The sequence below is a fragment of the Streptomyces sp. MMCC 100 genome, from assembly GCF_041538145.2.
Classification (GTDB): domain Bacteria; phylum Actinomycetota; class Actinomycetes; order Streptomycetales; family Streptomycetaceae; genus Streptomyces.
The window spans coordinates 1,761,198-1,779,333 of the sequence record NZ_JBGORK020000001.1; the positions used below are offsets into that span (position 1 = coordinate 1,761,198).

Below are 18,136 nucleotides of genomic sequence, written 5' to 3' on the forward strand. Positions count from 1 at the left end.
CCCGATGACCACCCGCACGCCGCTGATGGCGGGCAACTGGAAGATGAACCTCAACCACCTCGAGGCCATCGCCCACGTCCAGAAGCTCGCCTTCGCCCTCGCGGACAAGGACTACGACGCCGTCGAGGTCGCCGTCCTCGCCCCCTTCACCGACCTGCGCTCCGTGCAGACCCTGGTCGACGGGGACAAGCTCAAGATCAAGTACGGCGCCCAGGACATCTCCGCACACGACGGCGGCGCCTACACCGGCGAGATCTCGGGCCCCATGCTGGCCAAGCTGAAGTGCACGTACGTGGCCGTCGGTCACTCCGAGCGCCGGCAGTACCACGCCGAGACCGACGAGATCGTCAACGCCAAGGTCAAGGCCGCCTACAAGCACGGCCTGACCCCGATCCTGTGCGTCGGCGAGGAGCTGGACGTCCGCGAGGCCGGCAACCACGTCGACCACACCCTCGTCCAGGTCGAGGGCGGCCTGAAGGACATCCCGGCCGAGCAGGCCGAGACCGTCGTGATCGCCTACGAGCCCGTGTGGGCCATCGGCACCGGCAAGGTCTGCGGCGCCGACGACGCCCAGGAAGTCTGCGCGGCCATCCGCGGCAAGCTCGCCGAGCTGTACTCCCAGGAGCTGGCCGACCAGGTCCGCATCCAGTACGGCGGCTCCGTCAAGTCCGGCAACGTCGCCGAGATCATGGCGAAGCCCGACATCGACGGTGCCCTGGTCGGCGGCGCCTCGCTGGACTCGGACGAGTTCGTCAAGATCGTCCGCTTCCGCGACCAGTAGCCCGCGCCCGGTCGAGAGGCAGATCGACCAGTGAGTATGCGCTAGCGGCGATACGTCGTACCCTTGCGGGGGCATGGTGGCCTGCTGTCACCGTGCCCCCGTCGTTCATCCGAATCCGAGGAAGTTGGTCCAGCCGTGGTTTTGGGGTTCTCGATCGCCCTGATCGTCTTCAGCCTGCTGCTGATGCTGCTGGTGCTGATGCACAAGGGGAAGGGCGGCGGTCTCTCCGACATGTTCGGTGGCGGCATGCAGTCGTCCGTCGGCGGCTCCTCGGTCGCCGAGCGCAACCTCGACCGGATCACCGTGGTGGTCGGTCTGTGCTGGTTCGCGTGCATCATGGTGCTCGGCCTGCTCATGAAGGCCAACAACTGACCGGTCGCACCGACCCGTCACACACTTGTGCACGTAAAGCCCCATGTCCGGTACGCGCCTCACGGCGCCGCCTATCATGGGGCTTGCGTCTGAGCATCGGAGCTTGTAACTCCAATCACTGGACGCGCGTTGGGCCTTACGTAGACTGAGGCGCTCGCAGCGAAGCGAAACGCCGACTCGCTTCGCGGCACCATCACGCAGGGAGTTACGACCGTGGCAAGTGGCAACGCGATCCGGGGAAGCCGGGTCGGGGCGGGGCCGATGGGCGAGGCCGAGCGCGGCGAGTCCGCGCCGCGTCTGCGCATCTCCTTCTGGTGCTCCAACGGACACGAGACACAGCCGAGCTTCGCGAGCGACGCCCAGGTCCCGGAGACCTGGGACTGCCCGCGCTGCGGCTTCCCCGCCGGACAGGACCGGGACAATCCGCCGGACCCGCCGCGCACCGAGCCCTACAAGACCCACCTCGCGTACGTGCGCGAGCGCCGCAGCGACGCGGACGGCGAGGCGATCCTCGCCGAGGCACTCGCCAAACTGCGCGGCGAGATCTAGGTCCGTACTCCGTCGGTCTCCGTCTCCATCGGTTTCCGTCTCGGTCGGTCGCCTTCACTCCTGATCATTTAGGTTGGAACAGCCGGGACAGCTGGGACACCCAAGGAAGAAGGCTGACGTCCGACATGAACGCAGACGGCCGTACCAGGCTCCACCAGACGCCCGAATGGGCCGCGCTGGCCAAGCACCGCGAGCAGCTCGGCGAGGTGCGGCTGCGCGAGCTCTTCGCCGCCGACCCGGGGCGCGGCACCGGCTGGACGCTTCGCGTGGGAGACCTGTACGTCGACCACTCCAAGCACCTCGCCACCGACGAGACGCTGCGGCTGCTGCGTGAACTGGCCGCCGCCACCGACGTGTTCGGGCTGCGCGACGCCATGTTCCGCGGTGAGCGCATCAACATCACCGAGGACCGGGCCGTGCTGCACACCGCGCTGCGCGCCCCGCGGGACGCGGTGATCGAGGNACATCGGCATCGGCGGCTCGGACCTCGGTCCGGCGATGGCGTACGAGGCGCTGCGCGCCTTCACCGACCGCTCCCTCACCTTCCGCTTCGTCTCCAACGTGGACGGCGCCGACCTGCACGAGGCGGTCCGGGACCTGGACCCGGCCGAGACACTGTTCGTCATCGCCTCCAAGACCTTCACCACCATCGAGACGATCACGAACGCCACCTCCGCCCGGACCTGGCTGCTGGACGCGTTCGACGGGGACGAGAAGGCGGTGGCGAAGCACTTCGTGGCGCTGTCCACGAACGCCGAGAAGGTCTCCGGCTTCGGCATCGACACGGCCAACATGTTCGAGTTCTGGGACTGGGTCGGCGGCCGGTACTCCTTCGACTCGGCCATCGGCCTGTCCCTGATGATCGCCATCGGCCCGGACCGCTTCCGGGAGATGCTCGACGGCTTCCGCATCGTCGACGAGCACTTCCGCAACGCCGAGGCCCCGGTCAACGCGCCGCTGCTGATGGGCCTGTTGGGCGTCTGGTACGGCAACTTCCTGGGCGCCCAGTCGCACGCGGTGCTGCCGTACTCGCACTACCTGTCGAAGTTCACGGCGTACCTCCAGCAGCTGGACATGGAGTCCAACGGCAAGTCCGTCGACCGCGAGGGCAACCCCGTCGAGTGGCAGACCGGGCCGGTGGTCTGGGGCACGCCGGGCACCAACGGGCAGCACGCCTACTACCAGCTGATCCACCAGGACATCGGCATCGGCGGCTCGGACCTCGGTCCGGCGATGGCGTACGAGGCGCTGCGCGCCTTCACCGACCGCTCCCTCACCTTCCGCTTCGTCTCCAACGTGGACGGCGCCGACCTGCACGAGGCGGTTCGGGACCTGGACCCGGCCGAGACACTGTTCGTCATCGCCTCCAAGACCTTCACCACCATCGAGACGATCACCAACGCCACCTCCGCCCGGACCTGGCTGCTGGACGCACTGGGTGACGACGCCGCGGTCGCCAAGCACTTCGTGGCGCTGTCCACGAACGCCGAGAAGGTCGCCGAGTTCGGCATCGACACGGCCAACATGTTCGAGTTCTGGGACTGGGTGGGCGGTCGCTACTCGTACGACTCGGCCATCGGGCTCTCCCTGATGATCGCCATCGGCCCCGACCGCTTCCGGGAGATGCTCGACGGCTTCCACCTCGTCGACGAGCACTTCCGCACCGCCCCTGCCGAGTCCAATGTGCCGCTGCTGATGGGCCTGTTGGGCGTCTGGTACGGCAACTTCCTGGGCGCGCAGTCGCACGCGGTGCTGCCGTACAGCCACTACCTGTCGAAGTTCACGGCGTACCTCCAGCAGCTCGACATGGAGTCCAACGGCAAGTCCGTCGACCGCGAGGGCAACCCCGTCGAGTGGCAGACCGGGCCGGTGGTCTGGGGCACGCCGGGCACCAACGGGCAGCACGCCTACTACCAGCTGATCCACCAGGCTGGCCGCCGCCACCGACGTGTTCGGGCTGCGCGACGCCATGTTCCGCGGTGAGCGCATCAACATCACCGAGGACCGGGCCGTGCTGCACACCGCGCTGCGCGCCCCGCGGGACGCGGTGATCGAGGTCGACGGCGAGAACGTCGTCCCCAAGGTGCACGCCGTGCTCGACAAGATGGCCGGCTTCGCCGACCGGGTCCGGGGCGGTGAGTGGACCGGCCACACCGGCAAGCGCATCAAGAACGTCGTCAACATCGGCATCGGCGGCTCGGACCTCGGTCCGGCGATGGCGTACGAGGCGCTGCGCGCCTTCACCGACCGCTCCCTCACCTTCCGCTTCGTCTCCAACGTGGACGGCGCCGACCTGCACGAGGCGGTGACATGGAGTCCAACGGCAAGTCCGTCGACCGCGAGGGCAACCCCGTCGAGTGGCAGACCGGGCCGGTGGTCTGGGGCACGCCGGGCACCAACGGGCAGCACGCCTACTACCAGCTGATCCACCAGGGCACCAAGCTGATCCCGGCGGACTTCATCGGCTTCGCCCGGCCCGTGGCCGAGCTGAGCGACGAACTGAAGGCCCAGCACGACCTGCTGATGGCCAACTTCTTCGCGCAGACCCAGGCACTCGCCTTCGGCAAGACCCCGGACGAGGTACGCGCCGAGGGGGTGTCCGAGGAACTGGTCCCGCACAAGACCTTCCGCGGCAACCACCCCACCACGACCGTGCTGGCCGCCGAGCTGACCCCGTCCGTCCTCGGCCAGCTGATCGCGCTGTACGAGCACAAGGTGTTCGTCCAGGGCGCGATCTGGACCGCACAAGACCTTCCGCGGCAACCACCCCACCACGACCGTGCTGGCCGCCGAGCTGACCCCGTCCGTCCTCGGCCAGCTGATCGCGCTGTACGAGCACAAGGTGTTCGTCCAGGGCGCGATCTGGAGCATCGACTCCTTCGACCAGTGGGGCGTCGAGCTCGGCAAGGTGCTCGCCAAGCGGATCGAGCCCGCGCTGACCGAGGGAGCTCAGGTGCCGGGGCTGGACGCCTCCACCGAGGCGCTGGTCGCCGCCTACCGGGAGCTGCGCGGAAGGCAGTGACGCGGGGGTGGATGGGCGGGCGCGGAGGCAGCCCGTCCACCGGTCCCGTCGCCTGTCGTAGAATCCCCCGGCGATCATCACAGCGAGTGTTCGGGGGAACAAGGTGGCGCGTACGCGCGGAGGTTGGACCGGTGGCAGGCTGACGGCCCGGTCCCTGCTCAATCCGAAGCAGGTCGCGACGGCGGTGTTCCACCCCTCGTGGATCCCGCCGTCGCTCGATCCGTCGATCGAGCGGCTCAAGCGCATCAGGGTCATCGGGGGCGCGGTCGCCTCGATCGGTGTCTACACCCTCTTCGAGGGCGGCTTCGACGTGACCCAGCTGATGGAGAACGCGCTGACGGCCTCCGCCGTCCTGCTGTTCATCACCCCGCTGGTGGTCGGGGCGATGCTCTTCCTCTGGCGGCGCACCGGCACCGTTCGCCAGCTGCGCGGGCCGCTGCTGAACGCCCTCAAGCTGCTGCTGCTGTTCGTCGGCTGCGTCGCCGCCCTGGTGGTGCTGGTGACGACGGTCAACGCCACGGGCAACGCGCTGGTGATCATCGTCGGCGGCATGACGATGCTGTGGATGCTCGGCTTCGTGGTCTGGGGCGCCGTCCGCGTCTCCGGCAACTTCTTCGGGACCGCCGCCGTCCACCGCTGCCTCCCGGCGCTGCTGGCCACGGTGACGAGCTGGCTGATGGCCGTCCCGGACCTCGTCACGGGCGATCTGCACGGCCTCAGTCTCACTCTCGGCGTCGTCTTCGTCCTCGGCGCCCCCGTGACGGTCACCGTGATCGCGCTGGTGGAGATGGGGCGGCTCAAGCGGCGTTACGGAATCCGGCTGAAGGCCCACCCGGCGACCCTCCCACCGGTCCCCGGACACCGCCCACCGGCCCCCGGGCACGTTCCGCCGGTGCCCGGCCACTTCCCGCCGACCGGGCTGCCGCACGTACCGCCGCAGGGCGCCCCCTTCGGACACCCATATCCGACTGCGGGGAGCGGCAACCCGTACGCGCCCGGACCGCACCACCCCCACACGCCGCCCCCGCCGCCGTACGCCCCCCAGCCCAACGGGCGCCGTCACCCCTAGAGGCCCACACCGACGGAACGCCGGGCCCCGCACTCGCGGAACCCGGCGTTCTCTCGTTTTCGGACCTACGCCGACGCCGGTGGGTACAGCGACCTCGGCAGCTGGGACGCCGCCGCCGAGTCAAGGAGCCACAGGGTGCGGGCGCGGCCCCTGGCGCCCGCCGCCGGGGCCTGGATCTCGCCCGCGCCCGACAGGGCCATCGCCACCGCGTTCGCCTTGTCCTCGCCCGCCGCGAGCAGCCACACCTCGCGGGCGGCGCGGATCGCGGGCAGGGTCAGGGAGATACGGATGGGCGGCGGCTTGGGCGAGCCGTGGACGCCGATCACCGTGCGCTCGGTCTCCCGGACCCCCGGGTGCTCCGGGAAGAGCGACGCCACGTGGGTGTCCGGGCCGACGCCGAGGAGCAGGACGTCGAAGGACGGGACCGCGGCGTGGTTCTCGGGGACGGACGCCGTGGCCAGCTCCTGCGCGTAGGCGGCGGCCGCCGCCTCCACGTCCGAACCGTAGGGGCCGTCGGACGGCGCCATCGCGTGCACTCGCTTCGGGTCCAGCGGTACGGCGTCGAGCAGCGCCTCGTGCGCCTGGGTGACGTTGCGCTCCGGGTCGCCCTCCGGCAGGAAGCGCTCGTCGCCCCACCACAGGTCGATGCGGGCCCAGTCGATCGCGTCCCGGGCCGGGGAGGCGGCGAGCGCCGCGAGCAGACCGTTGCCGTTGCGGCCGCCGGTGAGGACCACGGAGGCGCTGCCCCGGGAGGCCTGCGCGTCCACGATCTTCGTGATCAGGCGGGCCGCCGCGGCCTCGGCCATCAGCTCCTTGTCGCGGTGCACGACCAGCTGCGGGGTGTCGCTCATTTCGCCGCCGCCTTCCTCACCGGTGTCTCCTCCTGCGCCGCGTCCTTCGCGGGAGCCTTCGCGACCGTCCCGACGGGAGCGGCGACCGCGAGGGCGCCTTCGTCGCCGCCGACGGGGTCTCCTTCGGCCGGGGCGTTCAGCCGGTCCACCCCGTACCGCAGCGCCGAGGCGTACGTGTCGTCCGGGTCCAGGCGCCGCAGCTCCTCCGCGATCAGCTCGGCCGTCTCACGGCGCTTGAGCGCCACCGCGCGGCCGGGCTGGCCCTGGATGGAGAGGTTCGCCAGCGAGCCGTCGGCCCGGTCCAGGACGACCGGACCGCAGTCGGTGTCCATCCGTACCGCGGTCAGACCGGGCCCGCTCGACACCGTGCGCTGCACCGGCACGTCCAGCCGGTCCGCGAGCCACATCGCGAGCAGCTCGCAGCTCGGGTTGTACTCCTCGCCCTCCACCTCGACGGCCTGCACTTCGCAGTCGACCTGGTCGAGGGCCGCCGCCAGCATCGAGCGCCACGGCGTGATGCGGGTCCACGACAGGTCGGTGTCACCCGGCGCGTAGGCGTCGGCGCGGGCCGCCAGCTCCCGTATCGGCTCCTCGCAGGCGTAGGTGTCCGTGACGCGGCGCTGGGCGAGCGCGCCCAGCGGGTCCTTCGCCGGGTCCAGCGGCGCGTTCACCGGCCACCAGACCACGACCGGCGCGTCCGGCAGCAGCAGCGGCAGGACCACCGACTGGGCGTGGTCGACGACGTCGCCGTACAGCCGCAGCACGATCGTCTCGCCGGTCCCCGCGTCGGCACCGAGGCGGACCTCGGCGTCCAGCCGGGACTTGGTGCGGTCCCGGGGGGAGCGCGAGACGCGCTTGATCACGACCAGCGTGCGCGAGGGGTGCTCGTGCGCGGCGTCGCTCGCGGCCTTCAGCGCGTCGTAGGCGTTCTCCTCGTCGGTGACGATGACCAGGGTGAGCACCATGCCGATGGCCGGGGTGCCGATGGCCCGGCGGCCCAGCACCAACGCCTTGTTGATCTTGCTGGCCGTGGTGTCCGTGAGGTCTGTCTTCATGGCCGGCGCCAGCTCCGTCCGTCTCGCTCCAGCATGTCGTCCGCCTCCGCGGGCCCCCAGGTTCCGGCCGGGTACTGGGCCGGGGTGCCGTGCTGGTCCCAGTACTCCTCGATCGGGTCGAGGATCTTCCAGGACAGCTCGACCTCCTCGGTGCGCGGGAAGAGGTTGGCGTCGCCGAGCAGCACGTCGAGGATCAGGCGTTCGTACGCCTCCGGGCTGGACTCCGTGAAGGACTCGCCGTAGGCGAAGTCCATCGAGACGTCCCGGATCTCCATCGACGTGCCCGGCACCTTCGAGCCGAAACGGACGGTGACGCCCTCGTCGGGCTGGACGCGGATGACGATCGCGTTCGAGCCGAGTTCCTCGGTGGCCGTCGTGTCGAAGGGGGAGTGCGGGGCTCGCTGGAAGACGACCGCGATCTCGGTGACGCGGCGGCCCAGGCGCTTGCCGGTGCGCAGGTAGAAGGGGACGCCGGCCCAGCGGCGGTTGTCGATGCCGACCTTGATCGCGGCGTAGGTGTCGGTCTTCGACTTGGGGTCGATGCCGTCCTCTTCGAGGTAGCCGACGGCCTTCGCGCCGCCCTGCCACCCGGCCGCGTACTGGCCGCGCACGGTGTCCCGGCCCAGGTCCTTGGGGAGGCGGACCGCGCCGAGCACCTTGGTCTTCTCCGCCGCCAGCGCGTCCGCGTCGAAGGAGGCGGGCTCCTCCATGGCGGTCAGCGCGAGCAGCTGGAGCAGGTGGTTCTGGATGACGTCACGCGCCGCGCCGATACCGTCGTAGTAGCCGGCCCGGCCGCCGATGCCGATGTCCTCGGCCATGGTGATCTGGATGTGGTCGACGTAGGACCGGTTCCAGATCGGCTCGAACATCGTGTTGGCGAAGCGCAGCGCCAGGATGTTCTGGACGGTCTCCTTGCCCAGGTAGTGGTCGATGCGGAAGACCTGGTCGGAGCCGAAGACCTCGTGGACGATCGCGTTGAGCTCCTCGGCCGACCTCAGGTCGTGGCCGAACGGCTTCTCGATCACCGCGCGGCGCCAGGAGCCGCTCGACTGGTCGGCGAGACCGTGCTTCTTGAGCTGCTGGATGACCACCGGGAAGGACTTCGGCGGCACCGACAGATAGAAGGCGAAGTTGCCGCCCGTGCCCTGTGCCTTGTCCAGCTCCTCGATGGTGCCGCGCAGCCGCTCGAACGCGTCGTCGTCGTCGAAGGTGCCCTGGACGAAGCGCATCCCCTGGATGAGCTGCTGCCAGACCTCCTCGCGGAACGGAGTGCGGGAGTGCTCCTTGACGGCGTCGTGCACGACCTGGGCGAAGTCCTCGTGCTCCCAGTCGCGGCGGGCGAACCCGACGAGCGAGAAGCCCGGCGGCAGCAGACCCCGGTTGGCGAGGTCGTACACGGCGGGCATGAGCTTCTTGCGGGACAGATCGCCGGTGACGCCGAAAATGACCAGACCCGACGGCCCCGCGATACGCGGGAGCCGTCGGTCTGCGGGGTCACGCAGCGGGTTGCTGCTTGACAATTCTCAGCCCTTCGAGGGAGCGAGGCGCTTGAGCTCCGCCTCCGTGGACTTCAGAAGGTCGTTCCAGGACGCCTCGAACTTCTCGACACCCTCTTCCTCCAGCAGCTGGACCACCTCGTTGTAGGAGATCCCGAGCTTCTCGACCGCGTCGAGGTCGGCACGGGCCTGCTCGTACGTCCCGGCGACGGCGTTGCCGGCGATCTCGCCGTGGTCCTCGGTGGCGAACAGGGTCGCCTCCGGCATGGTGTTCACCGTGTTGGGTGCGACCAGGTCGGTGACGTACATGGTGTCGCTGTACGCCTTGTCCTTCACACCGGTCGACGCCCACAGCGGACGCTGCTTGTTGGCGCCGGCCTTCTCCAGGGCGGCCCAGCGGTCGGAGGAGAAGATCTCCTCGTACGCCTGGTAGGCGAGACGGGCGTTGGCGACGGCGGCCTTGCCGCGCTGGGCCTTGGCCTCGTCGGTGCCGAGCGCGTCGATCCGCTTGTCGATCTCGGTGTCCACGCGGGACACGAAGAAGGACGCCACGGAGTGGATCTGGGAGAGGTCCAGGCCGCGCTCCTTGGCCTTCTCCAGGCCGGTCTGGAAGGCGTCCATGACCTTGCGGTAGCGCTCCAGCGAGAAGATCAGCGTGACGTTGACGCTGATGCCCAGGCCGATGGTCTCGGCGATGGCCGGCAGGCCCGCCTCGGTGGCCGGGATCTTGATGAACGTGTTCGGCCGGTCCACCAGCCACGCCAGCTGCTTGGCCTCGGCCACCGTGGCATGGGTGTTGTGCGCCAGACGGGGGTCCACCTCGATGGAGACCCGGCCGTCCTTGCCGCCGGTGTTGTCGAAGACCGGGCGCAGGATGTCGGCGGCGTCGCGGACGTCCGCCGTGGTGATCATGCGGATGGCCTCTTCGACCGTGACCTCGCGGACGGCGAGGTCGGCGAGCTGCTGGTCGTAGCCGTCGCCCTGCGAGATCGCCTTCTGGAAGATCGACGGGTTGGTGGTGACGCCCACGACGTGCTGCTGGTCGATCAGCTCGGCGAGGTTGCCGGACGTGATCCGCTTGCGCGACAGGTCGTCCAGCCAGATCGCCACGCCTTCATCGGAGAGGCGCTTGAGTGCGTCTGTCATGGAAAATGCATCTCCTACGTGTCGTATACGAGCGTCAGCGCTGGGCCGCGGCGAGGGATTCCCGCGCGGCGGAGGCCACGTTCTCGGCGGTGAAGCCGAACTCCTTGAAGAGCACCTTGGCGTCCGCCGAAGCACCGAAGTGCTCCAGGGAGACGATGCGGCCGGCGTCTCCTACGTACTTGTGCCAGGTCAGGCCGATCCCGGCCTCCACCGCGACACGGGCCTTCACGGACGGAGGCAGGACGCTGTCCCGGTACCCCTGGTCCTGCTGCTCGAACCACTCGACGGACGGCATGGACACCACACGCGTCGGCACACCGTCGGCCTGGAGCTGCTCGCGCGCCCCGACGGCGACGTGCACCTCGGAACCGGTGGCGATCAGAACGACCTGCGGCTCGCCGCCCTCGGCCTCGAACAGCACGTAGCCGCCCTTGGCCGCGTCCTCGTTCGGCTCGTACGTCGGCACGCCCTGGCGGGTCAGCGCCAGACCGTGCGGCTGGCCCTTGCCGAACTCCTTCGTCCAGCGGCGCAGGATCTCGCGCCAGGCGATCGCCGTCTCGTTGGCGTCGGCCGGGCGGACCAGGTTCAGGCCCGGGATGGCGCGCAGCGAGGCCAGGTGCTCGACCGGCTGGTGGGTCGGGCCGTCCTCGCCCAGACCGATGGAGTCGTGCGTCCACACGTACGTCACCGGCAGGTGCATCAGCGCGGACAGCCGCACCGCGTTGCGCATGTAGTCGGAGAACACCAGGAAGGTGCCGCCGTAGATCCGCGTGTTGCCGTGCAGCGCGATGCCGTTCATCTCCGCGGCCATCGCGTGCTCGCGGATGCCGAAGTGGATGGTGCGGCCGTACGGGTCCGCCTCCGGCAGCGGGTTGCCCGCCGGGAGGAAGGACGACGTCTTGTCGATCGTCGTGTTGTTCGAGCCGGCCAGGTCGGCCGAGCCGCCCCACAGCTCGGGGACGACCGCGCCGAGCGCCTGGAGCACCTTGCCGGACGCGGCGCGGGTCGCGAGGCCCTTGCCCGCCTCGAAGACCGGGATCTTCTCCTCCCAGCCCTTGGGCAGCTCACCCTTGGCCACGCGGTCGTACTCGGCGGCGCGCTCCGGGTTGTTGTCCCGCCACTGCTGGAAGGACTTCTCCCACACCGCGCGGGCCGCCTGCCCCTTCTCCAGCGCCTTGCGGGTGTGCCCGATGACCTCGTCGGAGACCTCGAAGGACTTCTCCGGATCGAAGCCCAGGATCCGCTTGGTCGCCGCGACCTCGTCGTCACCGAGCGCCGAGCCGTGCGCGGCCTCGGTGTTCTGCGCGTTCGGGGCGGGCCAGGCGATGATCGAGCGCATGGCGATGAAGGACGGCCGGTCGGTGACCTTCTTCGCCGCCTCGATCGCGTCGTAGAGCGCGTTCGGGTCCAGGTCGCCGTCGGGCTTCGGGGCGACGCGCTGCACGTGCCAGCCGTAGGCCTCGTACCGCTTGACGGTGTCCTCGGAGACGGCGGTCTCGGTGTCGCCCTCGATCGAGATGTGGTTGTCGTCCCACAGCAGGACCAGGTTGCCGAGCTTCTGGTGGCCCGCGAGGGAGGACGCCTCGGCGGAGATGCCCTCCTGGAGGCAGCCGTCACCGGCGATGCAGTAGATGAAGTGGTCGAACGGGGACTCGCCCTCGGCGGCCTCCGGGTCGAACAGGCCGCGCTCGTAGCGGGCGGCCATCGCCATGCCCACCGCGTTGGCGACACCCTGGCCCAGCGGGCCGGTCGTGGTCTCCACGCCCGTGGTGTGGCCGTACTCCGGGTGGCCGGGGGTCTTGGAGCCCCAGGTGCGGAAGGACTCCAGGTCCGCCAGCTGAAGGCCGAAGCCGGCCAGGTACAGCTGGGTGTAGAGGGTCAGGGACGAGTGGCCCGCGGACAGCACGAAACGGTCGCGTCCGACCCAGTTCGCGTCGGCGGGGTCGTGCCGCATCACCTTCTGGAAGAGGGTGTAGGCGGCGGGCGCCAGGCTCATCGCCGTACCCGGATGGCCGTTGCCAACCTTCTGTACGGCATCGGCGGCCAGGACGCGGGCGGTGTCCACGGCCCGCTGGTCCAGTTCGGTCCACTCGAGGTCTGTGGTGGTCGGCTTGGTGCTCACCCTGAGTCAGGGCTCCTCTCCACATGTCGGTTGCCGGTGCACGCGTGCACGGGCTGCCGGCGCGTCCGTGAGTCGGCCGGCCATGGCCGAGCCTACCCCCGTAAGTACGTGCGTTTTTCCGCTGGAAACCAGACTGCCGGGACTCTTGTGGATCCGCCTGTCGACTGGGCGAAACCGCATTCGGCAAGTGAATACGGAGCCGCTCATCTGACTGCTCAATCGACTCTCCGAGCGCACGTCGGAGCGCCCGCGCCAACACGAGCCCACCCCCGCGAAGGCCGAGGTATGGGCAACGTCTAAAGTGGCGTGGTACGCGCGAGCCTTTACCGCCACTTCACACGGTCGGGCTTGCTGGGATGTCTCTGTCAGGGGTGTGCGTGACGGCCGTTGAATCCCGTCCTGCGGGGGTTATCGGGACGAGCCAGAGCCCGAGTCACCGGCCGTTCGGGGCCCGTGTCAAGGCGTTCGTGGCGCTGACCAAGCCACGGATCATCGAGCTTCTGCTGATCACCACCGTTCCGGTGATGTTCCTCGCCGAACAGGGTGTTCCGAATCTGAAGCTGGTGCTGCTGACCTGCGTCGGCGGTTATCTGTCGGCCGGCGGCGCCAACGCGCTGAACATGTACATCGACCGCGACATCGACGCGCTGATGGACCGGACCTCGCAGCGCCCGCTGGTGACCGGCATGGTCAGTCCGGCCGAATGCCTCGTCTTCGGCATCACCCTGGCCGTCGTCTCCACCCTGCTGTTCGGCCTCACCGTCAACTGGCTGTCGGCCTGGCTCTCGCTCGGCGCGCTCCTCTTCTACGTCGTCGTCTACACGATGATCCTCAAGCGCCGCACCTCCCAGAACATCGTCTGGGGCGGCATCGCCGGCTGTCTGCCGGTGCTCATCGGCTGGTCGGCCGTGACCAACTCGATGTCCTGGGCGCCGATCATCCTCTTCGGGGTGATGTTCTTCTGGACGCCGCCGCACTACTGGCCGCTGTCCATGAAGGTCAAGGAGGACTACGCGCGCGTCGGCGTGCCGATGCTCCCCGTGATCGCGTCCAACAAGGTCGTCGCCCGGCAGATCGTCATCTACAGCTGGGTGATGGTCGCGGTGTCGCTGCTGCTGACGCCGCTCGGCTACACCGGCTGGTTCTACACGGCGGTCGCCGTGGCGGCCGGCGGCATGTGGCTGTGGGAGGCGCACGGGCTGCAGAACCGCGCCAAGGCCGAGGTCACGGGCGGCAAGCTCAAGGAGATGCGGCTGTTCCACTGGTCCATCACCTACGTTTCGGTGCTGTTCCTCGCGGTCGCGGTGGACCCCTTCCTGCGCTGAGCACCTCTCGTGAAGCCGTCCGACGGGCGGGGCGCGTGGTCAAGGCCACGCACCCCGCCCGTCGCCGTTCGCTCTACCCGTCGGTAGCATCCTGGTCATGGCAGACACGCAGCAGGTGGACACGGAGCAGGCCGGCGCGAAGGGCGGCTGGGCCGACCGGTGGGCCGCGTACGAGGTGACCCGGATGGCCGGACGGATCGGATCCTTCGCCAAGGCCCACGGCGGCGCCGAGGCCCAGGTGGCCTACCTCGGTGAGCGGGGCGCCCGGATCGTGCTCGTCGGCGAGGACGGCGCCTGGGGCGACCTGGTCGCGCGCACCCACGAGAGGGCGCGGAAGGCCGTGGAGCAGTCCGGGATCACCGTCCACGAGGACTTCGACGGCGAGTTCGCCGCCAAGGTCGCCACCGGCCGCTACGAGTGGTCGCGGATGGCGGGCATCCAGGTCGGAGGCCCGAGCAACACCTGAGGCCGGGTTCACCCGTTAGGACCGTAGGAAGCCGCGAGGCGTACGGGCCGCAAGGCACCCGAGCCGCACGGCGCACGGTCCCAGCACGGGGAGCCCGGATGATCGAAACGCCGTCCCTGGTGGACCAGTACTGCCACGGCGTCCTGAGAACGGAGCTGGGCCTCGGCACCTTCGAGGCCCAGCTGGCCCGCACCGAGGGTCCGCCCGCGCCGGGCACCACCCTCTTCGACACCCAGACCGGCTTCGCCGTACGCCGCTGGTGCCCGCCCCTGCTCGGCCTGGAACCGCACTGCCCGCCCGCCCGCTACCTGGCCCGGCGGCGCGAACTGGGCGTCATGGAGGCCGACCGCCGGCTGCTGCGCGGCAGCGGCATCACCACCTACCTGGTCGACGCCGGACTGCCCGGAGACCTCACCGGCCCCGCCGAGATGGCGTCCGCCGCGGACGCCGACACCCGCGAGATCGTGCGCCTGGAACTGCTCGCCGAGCAGGTCGCCGACACCTCCGGCACCGTCGAGTCCTTCCTCGCCAACCTCGCCGAGGCCGTGCACGGCGCCGCCGCGAACGCGGTCGCCTTCACCTCCGTCGCCGGCGTACGCCACGGCCTGGCGCTCGCGCCGGAGCCGCCGGGGCCCGGCGAGGTGCGCGGGGCCGCCGCCCGCTGGCTGACCGGGCGCGAGGTCGGCGGGGAACTGAGCGACCCGGTGCTGCTGCGCCACCTGCTGTGGATCGCCGTCGCCTCGGGCCTGCCGCTCCAGCTGCACGCGGGCCTCGGCGAACCGGGCCTGCGCATCGACCGCACCGACCCGGTCCTGCTCACCGACTTCGTGCGGGCCACCGCCGGCCTCGGCACCGACCTGGTCCTGCTGCACGGCTACCCGTACCACCGCCACGCCGCCCACCTGGCCGGCGTCTTCCCGCACGTCTACGCCGACTCGGGCGCCGCCCTGGTGCGCACCGGCGCCCGGGCCGCGACGGTCCTCGCGGAGATCCTGGAGCTGGCACCCTTCGGCAAGATCCTGTTCTCCAGCGGAGCCCAGGGCCTGCCCGAGCTGCACGTGGTCGCCGCCCGGCTGTTCCGCGAGGCCCTCGGACGGGTGCTGGGCGCCTGGGTGGCGGAGGGCGCGTGGTCCCTCGGGGACGCACAGCGGGTGGCGGGGCTGATCGCCTCGGGGAACGCGGGGCGGGTGTACGGGCTGGAGTGACGGGTGTACGGACCGGCGCGCACCGTCGACACTGGGCGGATGCCGACCGACGCCCTGCTCGACCGCTTCCTCACCGGCCTGACGCCCCTCGAACCCGTCGCCGTCTGGGCGCACGGTTCACTGGGCGCGGGCGACTACCAGGAGGGCCGCAGCGACCTCGACCTGATCGCGGTCCTGCCCCGGCCGGCCACGGCCCGCACGGCCTGGCGGGTGGGGCTGCTCCACGCCCGGCTGCGGGACGAGCCCCTGGCCGGACTGCTGCACTGCACGTACCTGTCGCCGGACACGGTCGCCGACCCGGCTCAACGGCACCTGACCTGGGCCCACGAACAGCTCTTCAAGCGGCCGGTCACCCCGGTCACCCGGCGCGAACTCCACAGCTTCGGCCGCGTCCTGCGCGGCGAGTCGCCGGAGCACCTGCTGCCGCCGGTGGCGGATCCGGAGCTGGCGGGGTTCGTCGTCCGCGACCAGCGGGAGTTCTGGCGGCCGAGCGTGCGCAGGGCGGAGCTGTGGCGGCAGGACGTCTGGGTCGACCTGGGCCTGATCACCTTCGCCCGCGCCACCGTCACGCTGCGGGAGGGCCGCCTGATCACCAAGCGGGAGGCCCTGGAGGAGCTGCCCGCCCTGGGCGCCCCCGGCGAGGTCGTCGAGGACATCGCCGAACGGCGGTACGGAAAGCGCACCCGACCCGCGGCCACGGGGGAGTGGACCGCCCGCCGCGCGGAGCTGACCCGGAGCTACCTGGGGCCGGCCATCGACACGCTGGTGGCGTCGTACTCCTGAGCGGGCAGCTCGGACACCGTCTCCTCGGGCCGCTCGCGCAGCGCCAGCAGCACGCGCAGCACCGCGATCCACACCAGGCACGAGCCGAACATGTGCAGGCCGACCAGGACCTCGGGCAGGTCGGTGAAGTACTGGATGTAGCCCACTGCCCCCTGCGCCAGCAGCACCAGGAACAGGTCGCGGGTGCGGGCCAACGGCCCCTTGGGCGCGTCGACCGCCTTCAGGACGAACCACAGGGCGAACGTCAGCGTCACCACGATCCACGCCAGCACAGCGTGCGCCTTGCTGATCATCTCCCAGTCGACCGGCATCCGCGGCACGTCGCTGGAGTCGCCCGCGTGCGGTCCCGCGCCGGTGACCACGGTGCCGACCATGACCAGCAGCGCGGAGACGACGACCATCACCCACACCAGCTGCTGCACGGACTTGCCGACCAGCGGGCGCGGTGCCGTGTCGCCCTCCCGGGTGCGCTGCCACATCACCGTGGCCAGGGTCAGCAGCGCCGTCGTCGCCACGAAGTGGGCCGCGACCGTGTACGGGTTGAGTCCGACGAGCACGACGATGCCACCGAGCACGGCGTTGCTCATCACGACCCAGAACTGCGCCCACCCCAGCAGGGTGAGGCTGCGCCGGTACGGCTTCTGCGAGCGGGCGGCGATGATCGCCCAGCCGACCGCGGCACACAGCACGTAGGTCAGCATGCGGTTGCCGAACTCGATGATGCCGTGGAAGCCCATCTCGCTCGTGGTGGTGAGCGAGTCGTCGGTGCACTTGGGCCAGGTCGGGCAGCCGAGGCCCGAGCCGGTGAGCCGGACGGCGCCGCCGGTGACGACGATGACCACCGACATCACGAGGGGCGCGAGGGCCGCCCGCTGGACCGTCCGGGGATGCGGGGTCCAGCGCGCGGCGATGAAGGCGAGCGGGTTGCGCACGGCGGCTGCGGCGTCGGCGCGGGTCACGTTTGGCACGCCGTCCATCGTAGGCGCCCGCTTGTGCACACTTTCACGAGGGTCGGTCTCCGGCATGCGTCCCTACTCCCAGCGGAAGAACTTCCCGGCGGCCGCGAGTCCCACGACCCCCCACACGGCGAGGATCCCCAGGTCGCCCCAGGGCATCGAGGCCCCGTGCTGGAGGACGTCCCGCAGCCCGTCCGACAGGGCGGAGATCGGCAGCAGCCCCAACACGTCCTGCGCCGCGTCCGGGAACTTGTCCAGCGGCACGATCACCCCGCCGCCCACGAGAAGCAGCAGGAAGACCAGGTTGGCGGCGGCCAGCGTGGCCTCCGCCTTCAGCGTGCCCGCCATCAGCAGTCCGAGCCCCGAGAACGCGGCGGTGCCGAGGACCAGGAGCAGCAGCACGGCCGCCGGGTTGCCGTGCGGCGACCAGCCCAGCGCGAAGGCGATCACCGTCAGCAGCACGATCTGGAGCACCTCGGTGACCAGGACCGACGCCGTCTTCGCGGTCATCAGGGCCCAGCGCGGCAGCGGCGAGGCGGCCAGCCGCTTCAGCACCCCGTACCGGCGCTCGAAACCGGTGGCGATGGCCTGCCCGGTGAACGCCGTCGACATCACCGCGAGCGCGAGGATGCCGGGGGCGAGGAAGTCGACCGCCTCCCCGGCTCCGGTGTCGATGATGTCCACGGAGCTGAACAGGACGAGCAGCAGCGTTGGGATGACCACCGTCAGCAGCAGCTGCTCGCCGTTGCGCAGCAGCATCTTCGTCTCGAGCACGGCCTGCGCCGCGATCATCCGCCCGAGCGGCGCGGCGCCGGGCCGGGGCGCGTACGTGCCGGTGGCGCCGGCGCTGCCCGTGGTCGAGGTCGTGGTCATGAGCGCAGCTCCTTGCCCGTCAGCTCCAGGCTGTGTCTTCCCGGGGGGACAGCCCCCGGGCCCCC

At 70.4% G+C, this 18,136-nt stretch carries 16 protein-coding genes and 3 pseudogenes; 12 read left to right on the forward strand and 7 right to left on the reverse strand.

Annotated elements, in window-relative coordinates; translation table 11 throughout:
* Window positions 1-4 precede the first annotated feature (4 nt).
* The 8 genes and pseudogenes from tpiA to ABS735_RS08055 all read left to right on the forward strand — a co-directional run bounded on the left by tpiA (window position 5) and on the right by ABS735_RS08055 (window position 5,793).
* Window positions 5-781 carry a triose-phosphate isomerase gene (gene tpiA / locus ABS735_RS08020; protein ID WP_373902174.1) on the forward strand — a complete coding sequence of 259 codons (777 nt, stop codon included), beginning with the start codon at window positions 5-7 and terminating at the stop codon, window positions 779-781.
* A gap of 135 nt (window positions 782-916) precedes the next feature.
* The gene (secG, locus tag ABS735_RS08025) at window positions 917-1,153 is read left to right on the forward strand and encodes a preprotein translocase subunit SecG (protein ID WP_078535794.1); all 237 of its coding nucleotides are present in this window, start codon (window positions 917-919) and stop codon (window positions 1,151-1,153) included.
* A gap of 213 nt (window positions 1,154-1,366) precedes the next feature.
* Window positions 1,367-1,702: an RNA polymerase-binding protein RbpA gene (locus tag ABS735_RS08030; RefSeq protein ID WP_003976875.1), complete on the forward strand. Its 336-nt coding sequence runs from the start codon at window positions 1,367-1,369 to the stop codon at window positions 1,700-1,702.
* Between the two features lie 125 nt (window positions 1,703-1,827).
* A pseudogene (locus ABS735_RS08035) lies at window positions 1,828-2,103 on the forward strand (glucose-6-phosphate isomerase); the annotation flags it as partial.
* Between the two features lie 97 nt (window positions 2,104-2,200).
* Window positions 2,201-3,685 (forward strand): glucose-6-phosphate isomerase, encoded by a 1,485-nt coding sequence (locus ABS735_RS08040; RefSeq protein WP_476755827.1) that lies wholly within the window; start codon window positions 2,201-2,203, stop codon window positions 3,683-3,685.
* Window positions 3,633-4,426, forward strand: a pseudogene (locus ABS735_RS08045) (glucose-6-phosphate isomerase); the annotation flags it as partial. The gene ABS735_RS08040 and the pseudogene ABS735_RS08045, both read left to right, overlap by 53 nt.
* A gap of 16 nt (window positions 4,427-4,442) precedes the next feature.
* Window positions 4,443-4,724 (forward strand): annotated as a pseudogene (locus ABS735_RS08050) (glucose-6-phosphate isomerase); the annotation flags it as partial.
* 103 nt (window positions 4,725-4,827) lie between these two features.
* Window positions 4,828-5,793 carry a hypothetical protein gene (locus ABS735_RS08055; RefSeq protein WP_373902175.1) on the forward strand — a complete coding sequence of 322 codons (966 nt, stop codon included), beginning with the start codon at window positions 4,828-4,830 and terminating at the stop codon, window positions 5,791-5,793.
* A 65-nt stretch (window positions 5,794-5,858) separates the two neighbouring features.
* Here the strand turns inward: ABS735_RS08055 and pgl are convergent, their stop codons facing one another.
* Genes pgl through tkt form a run of 5 tightly spaced genes read right to left on the reverse strand, consistent with a single transcriptional unit; the run spans window position 5,859 to window position 12,463 of the window.
* A complete protein-coding gene (pgl, locus tag ABS735_RS08060; RefSeq protein ID WP_373902176.1) occupies window positions 5,859-6,644 on the reverse strand; it encodes a 6-phosphogluconolactonase in 786 nt (261 codons plus the stop codon).
* Entirely contained in the window at window positions 6,641-7,699 is a 1,059-nt protein-coding gene (gene opcA / locus ABS735_RS08065; RefSeq protein ID WP_373902177.1) for a glucose-6-phosphate dehydrogenase assembly protein OpcA, read from the reverse strand. The genes pgl and opcA overlap by 4 nt, the downstream gene beginning before the upstream one ends.
* Window positions 7,696-9,219: a glucose-6-phosphate dehydrogenase gene (gene zwf, locus ABS735_RS08070; protein WP_373902178.1), complete on the reverse strand. Its 1,524-nt coding sequence runs from the start codon at window positions 9,217-9,219 to the stop codon at window positions 7,696-7,698. Before zwf ends, opcA begins: the two co-directional genes overlap by 4 nt.
* A gap of 3 nt (window positions 9,220-9,222) precedes the next feature.
* Window positions 9,223-10,341: a transaldolase gene (gene tal / locus ABS735_RS08075; protein ID WP_373902179.1), complete on the reverse strand. Its 1,119-nt coding sequence runs from the start codon at window positions 10,339-10,341 to the stop codon at window positions 9,223-9,225.
* A 34-nt stretch (window positions 10,342-10,375) separates the two neighbouring features.
* Window positions 10,376-12,463: a transketolase gene (gene tkt / locus ABS735_RS08080; protein ID WP_373902180.1), complete on the reverse strand. Its 2,088-nt coding sequence runs from the start codon at window positions 12,461-12,463 to the stop codon at window positions 10,376-10,378.
* A gap of 371 nt (window positions 12,464-12,834) precedes the next feature.
* On the opposite strand from tkt, the gene ABS735_RS08085 reads away from it, so the two are divergent.
* The 4 genes from ABS735_RS08085 (at window position 12,835) to ABS735_RS08100 (ending at window position 16,242) form a co-directional block, all read left to right on the forward strand.
* Window positions 12,835-13,788, forward strand: coding sequence for a heme o synthase (locus ABS735_RS08085; protein WP_373902332.1), 954 nt, complete (start codon window positions 12,835-12,837; stop codon window positions 13,786-13,788).
* A 97-nt stretch (window positions 13,789-13,885) separates the two neighbouring features.
* Complete coding sequence (locus ABS735_RS08090; RefSeq protein ID WP_373902181.1) at window positions 13,886-14,254, forward strand: hypothetical protein; 369 nt, start codon at window positions 13,886-13,888, stop codon at window positions 14,252-14,254.
* Window positions 14,255-14,352: 98 nt separating this feature from the next.
* Complete coding sequence (locus tag ABS735_RS08095) at window positions 14,353-15,459, forward strand: amidohydrolase family protein (protein WP_373902183.1); 1,107 nt, start codon at window positions 14,353-14,355, stop codon at window positions 15,457-15,459.
* A gap of 39 nt (window positions 15,460-15,498) precedes the next feature.
* On the forward strand, window positions 15,499-16,242 hold the full coding sequence (locus tag ABS735_RS08100; protein WP_373902184.1) for a nucleotidyltransferase: 744 nt from the start codon (window positions 15,499-15,501) through the stop codon (window positions 16,240-16,242).
* Here ABS735_RS08100 and ABS735_RS08105 read toward each other — a convergent pair.
* Together ABS735_RS08105 and ABS735_RS08110 are read right to left on the reverse strand one after the other, a co-directional pair.
* Complete coding sequence (locus ABS735_RS08105; protein WP_373902185.1) at window positions 16,197-17,267, reverse strand: COX15/CtaA family protein; 1,071 nt, start codon at window positions 17,265-17,267, stop codon at window positions 16,197-16,199. The genes ABS735_RS08100 and ABS735_RS08105 overlap by 46 nt on opposite strands.
* Window positions 17,268-17,273: 6 nt before the next feature.
* A complete protein-coding gene (locus ABS735_RS08110; RefSeq protein WP_373902186.1) occupies window positions 17,274-18,071 on the reverse strand; it encodes an ABC transporter permease in 798 nt (265 codons plus the stop codon).
* Window positions 18,072-18,136 lie beyond the last annotated feature (65 nt).

Coding starts and splice junctions, on each gene's coding strand:
- ABS735_RS08040 (WP_476755827.1), top strand. CDS start 2,201: ATGGCGTACGAGGCGCTGCGCGCCTTCACCGACCGCTCCCTCACCTTC.
- ABS735_RS08090 (WP_373902181.1), top strand. CDS start 13,886: ATGGCAGACACGCAGCAGGTGGACACGGAGCAGGCCGGCGCGAAGGGC.
- pgl (WP_373902176.1), bottom strand. CDS start 6,644: ATGAGCGACACCCCGCAGCTGGTCGTGCACCGCGACAAGGAGCTGATG.
- opcA (WP_373902177.1), bottom strand. CDS start 7,699: ATGAAGACAGACCTCACGGACACCACGGCCAGCAAGATCAACAAGGCG.
- tal (WP_373902179.1), bottom strand. CDS start 10,341: ATGACAGACGCACTCAAGCGCCTCTCCGATGAAGGCGTGGCGATCTGG.
- tpiA (WP_373902174.1), top strand. CDS start 5: ATGACCACCCGCACGCCGCTGATGGCGGGCAACTGGAAGATGAACCTC.
- ABS735_RS08095 (WP_373902183.1), top strand. CDS start 14,353: ATGATCGAAACGCCGTCCCTGGTGGACCAGTACTGCCACGGCGTCCTG.
- ABS735_RS08110 (WP_373902186.1), bottom strand. CDS start 18,071: ATGACCACGACCTCGACCACGGGCAGCGCCGGCGCCACCGGCACGTAC.
- ABS735_RS08100 (WP_373902184.1), top strand. CDS start 15,499: ATGCCGACCGACGCCCTGCTCGACCGCTTCCTCACCGGCCTGACGCCC.
- ABS735_RS08105 (WP_373902185.1), bottom strand. CDS start 17,267: ATGCCGGAGACCGACCCTCGTGAAAGTGTGCACAAGCGGGCGCCTACG.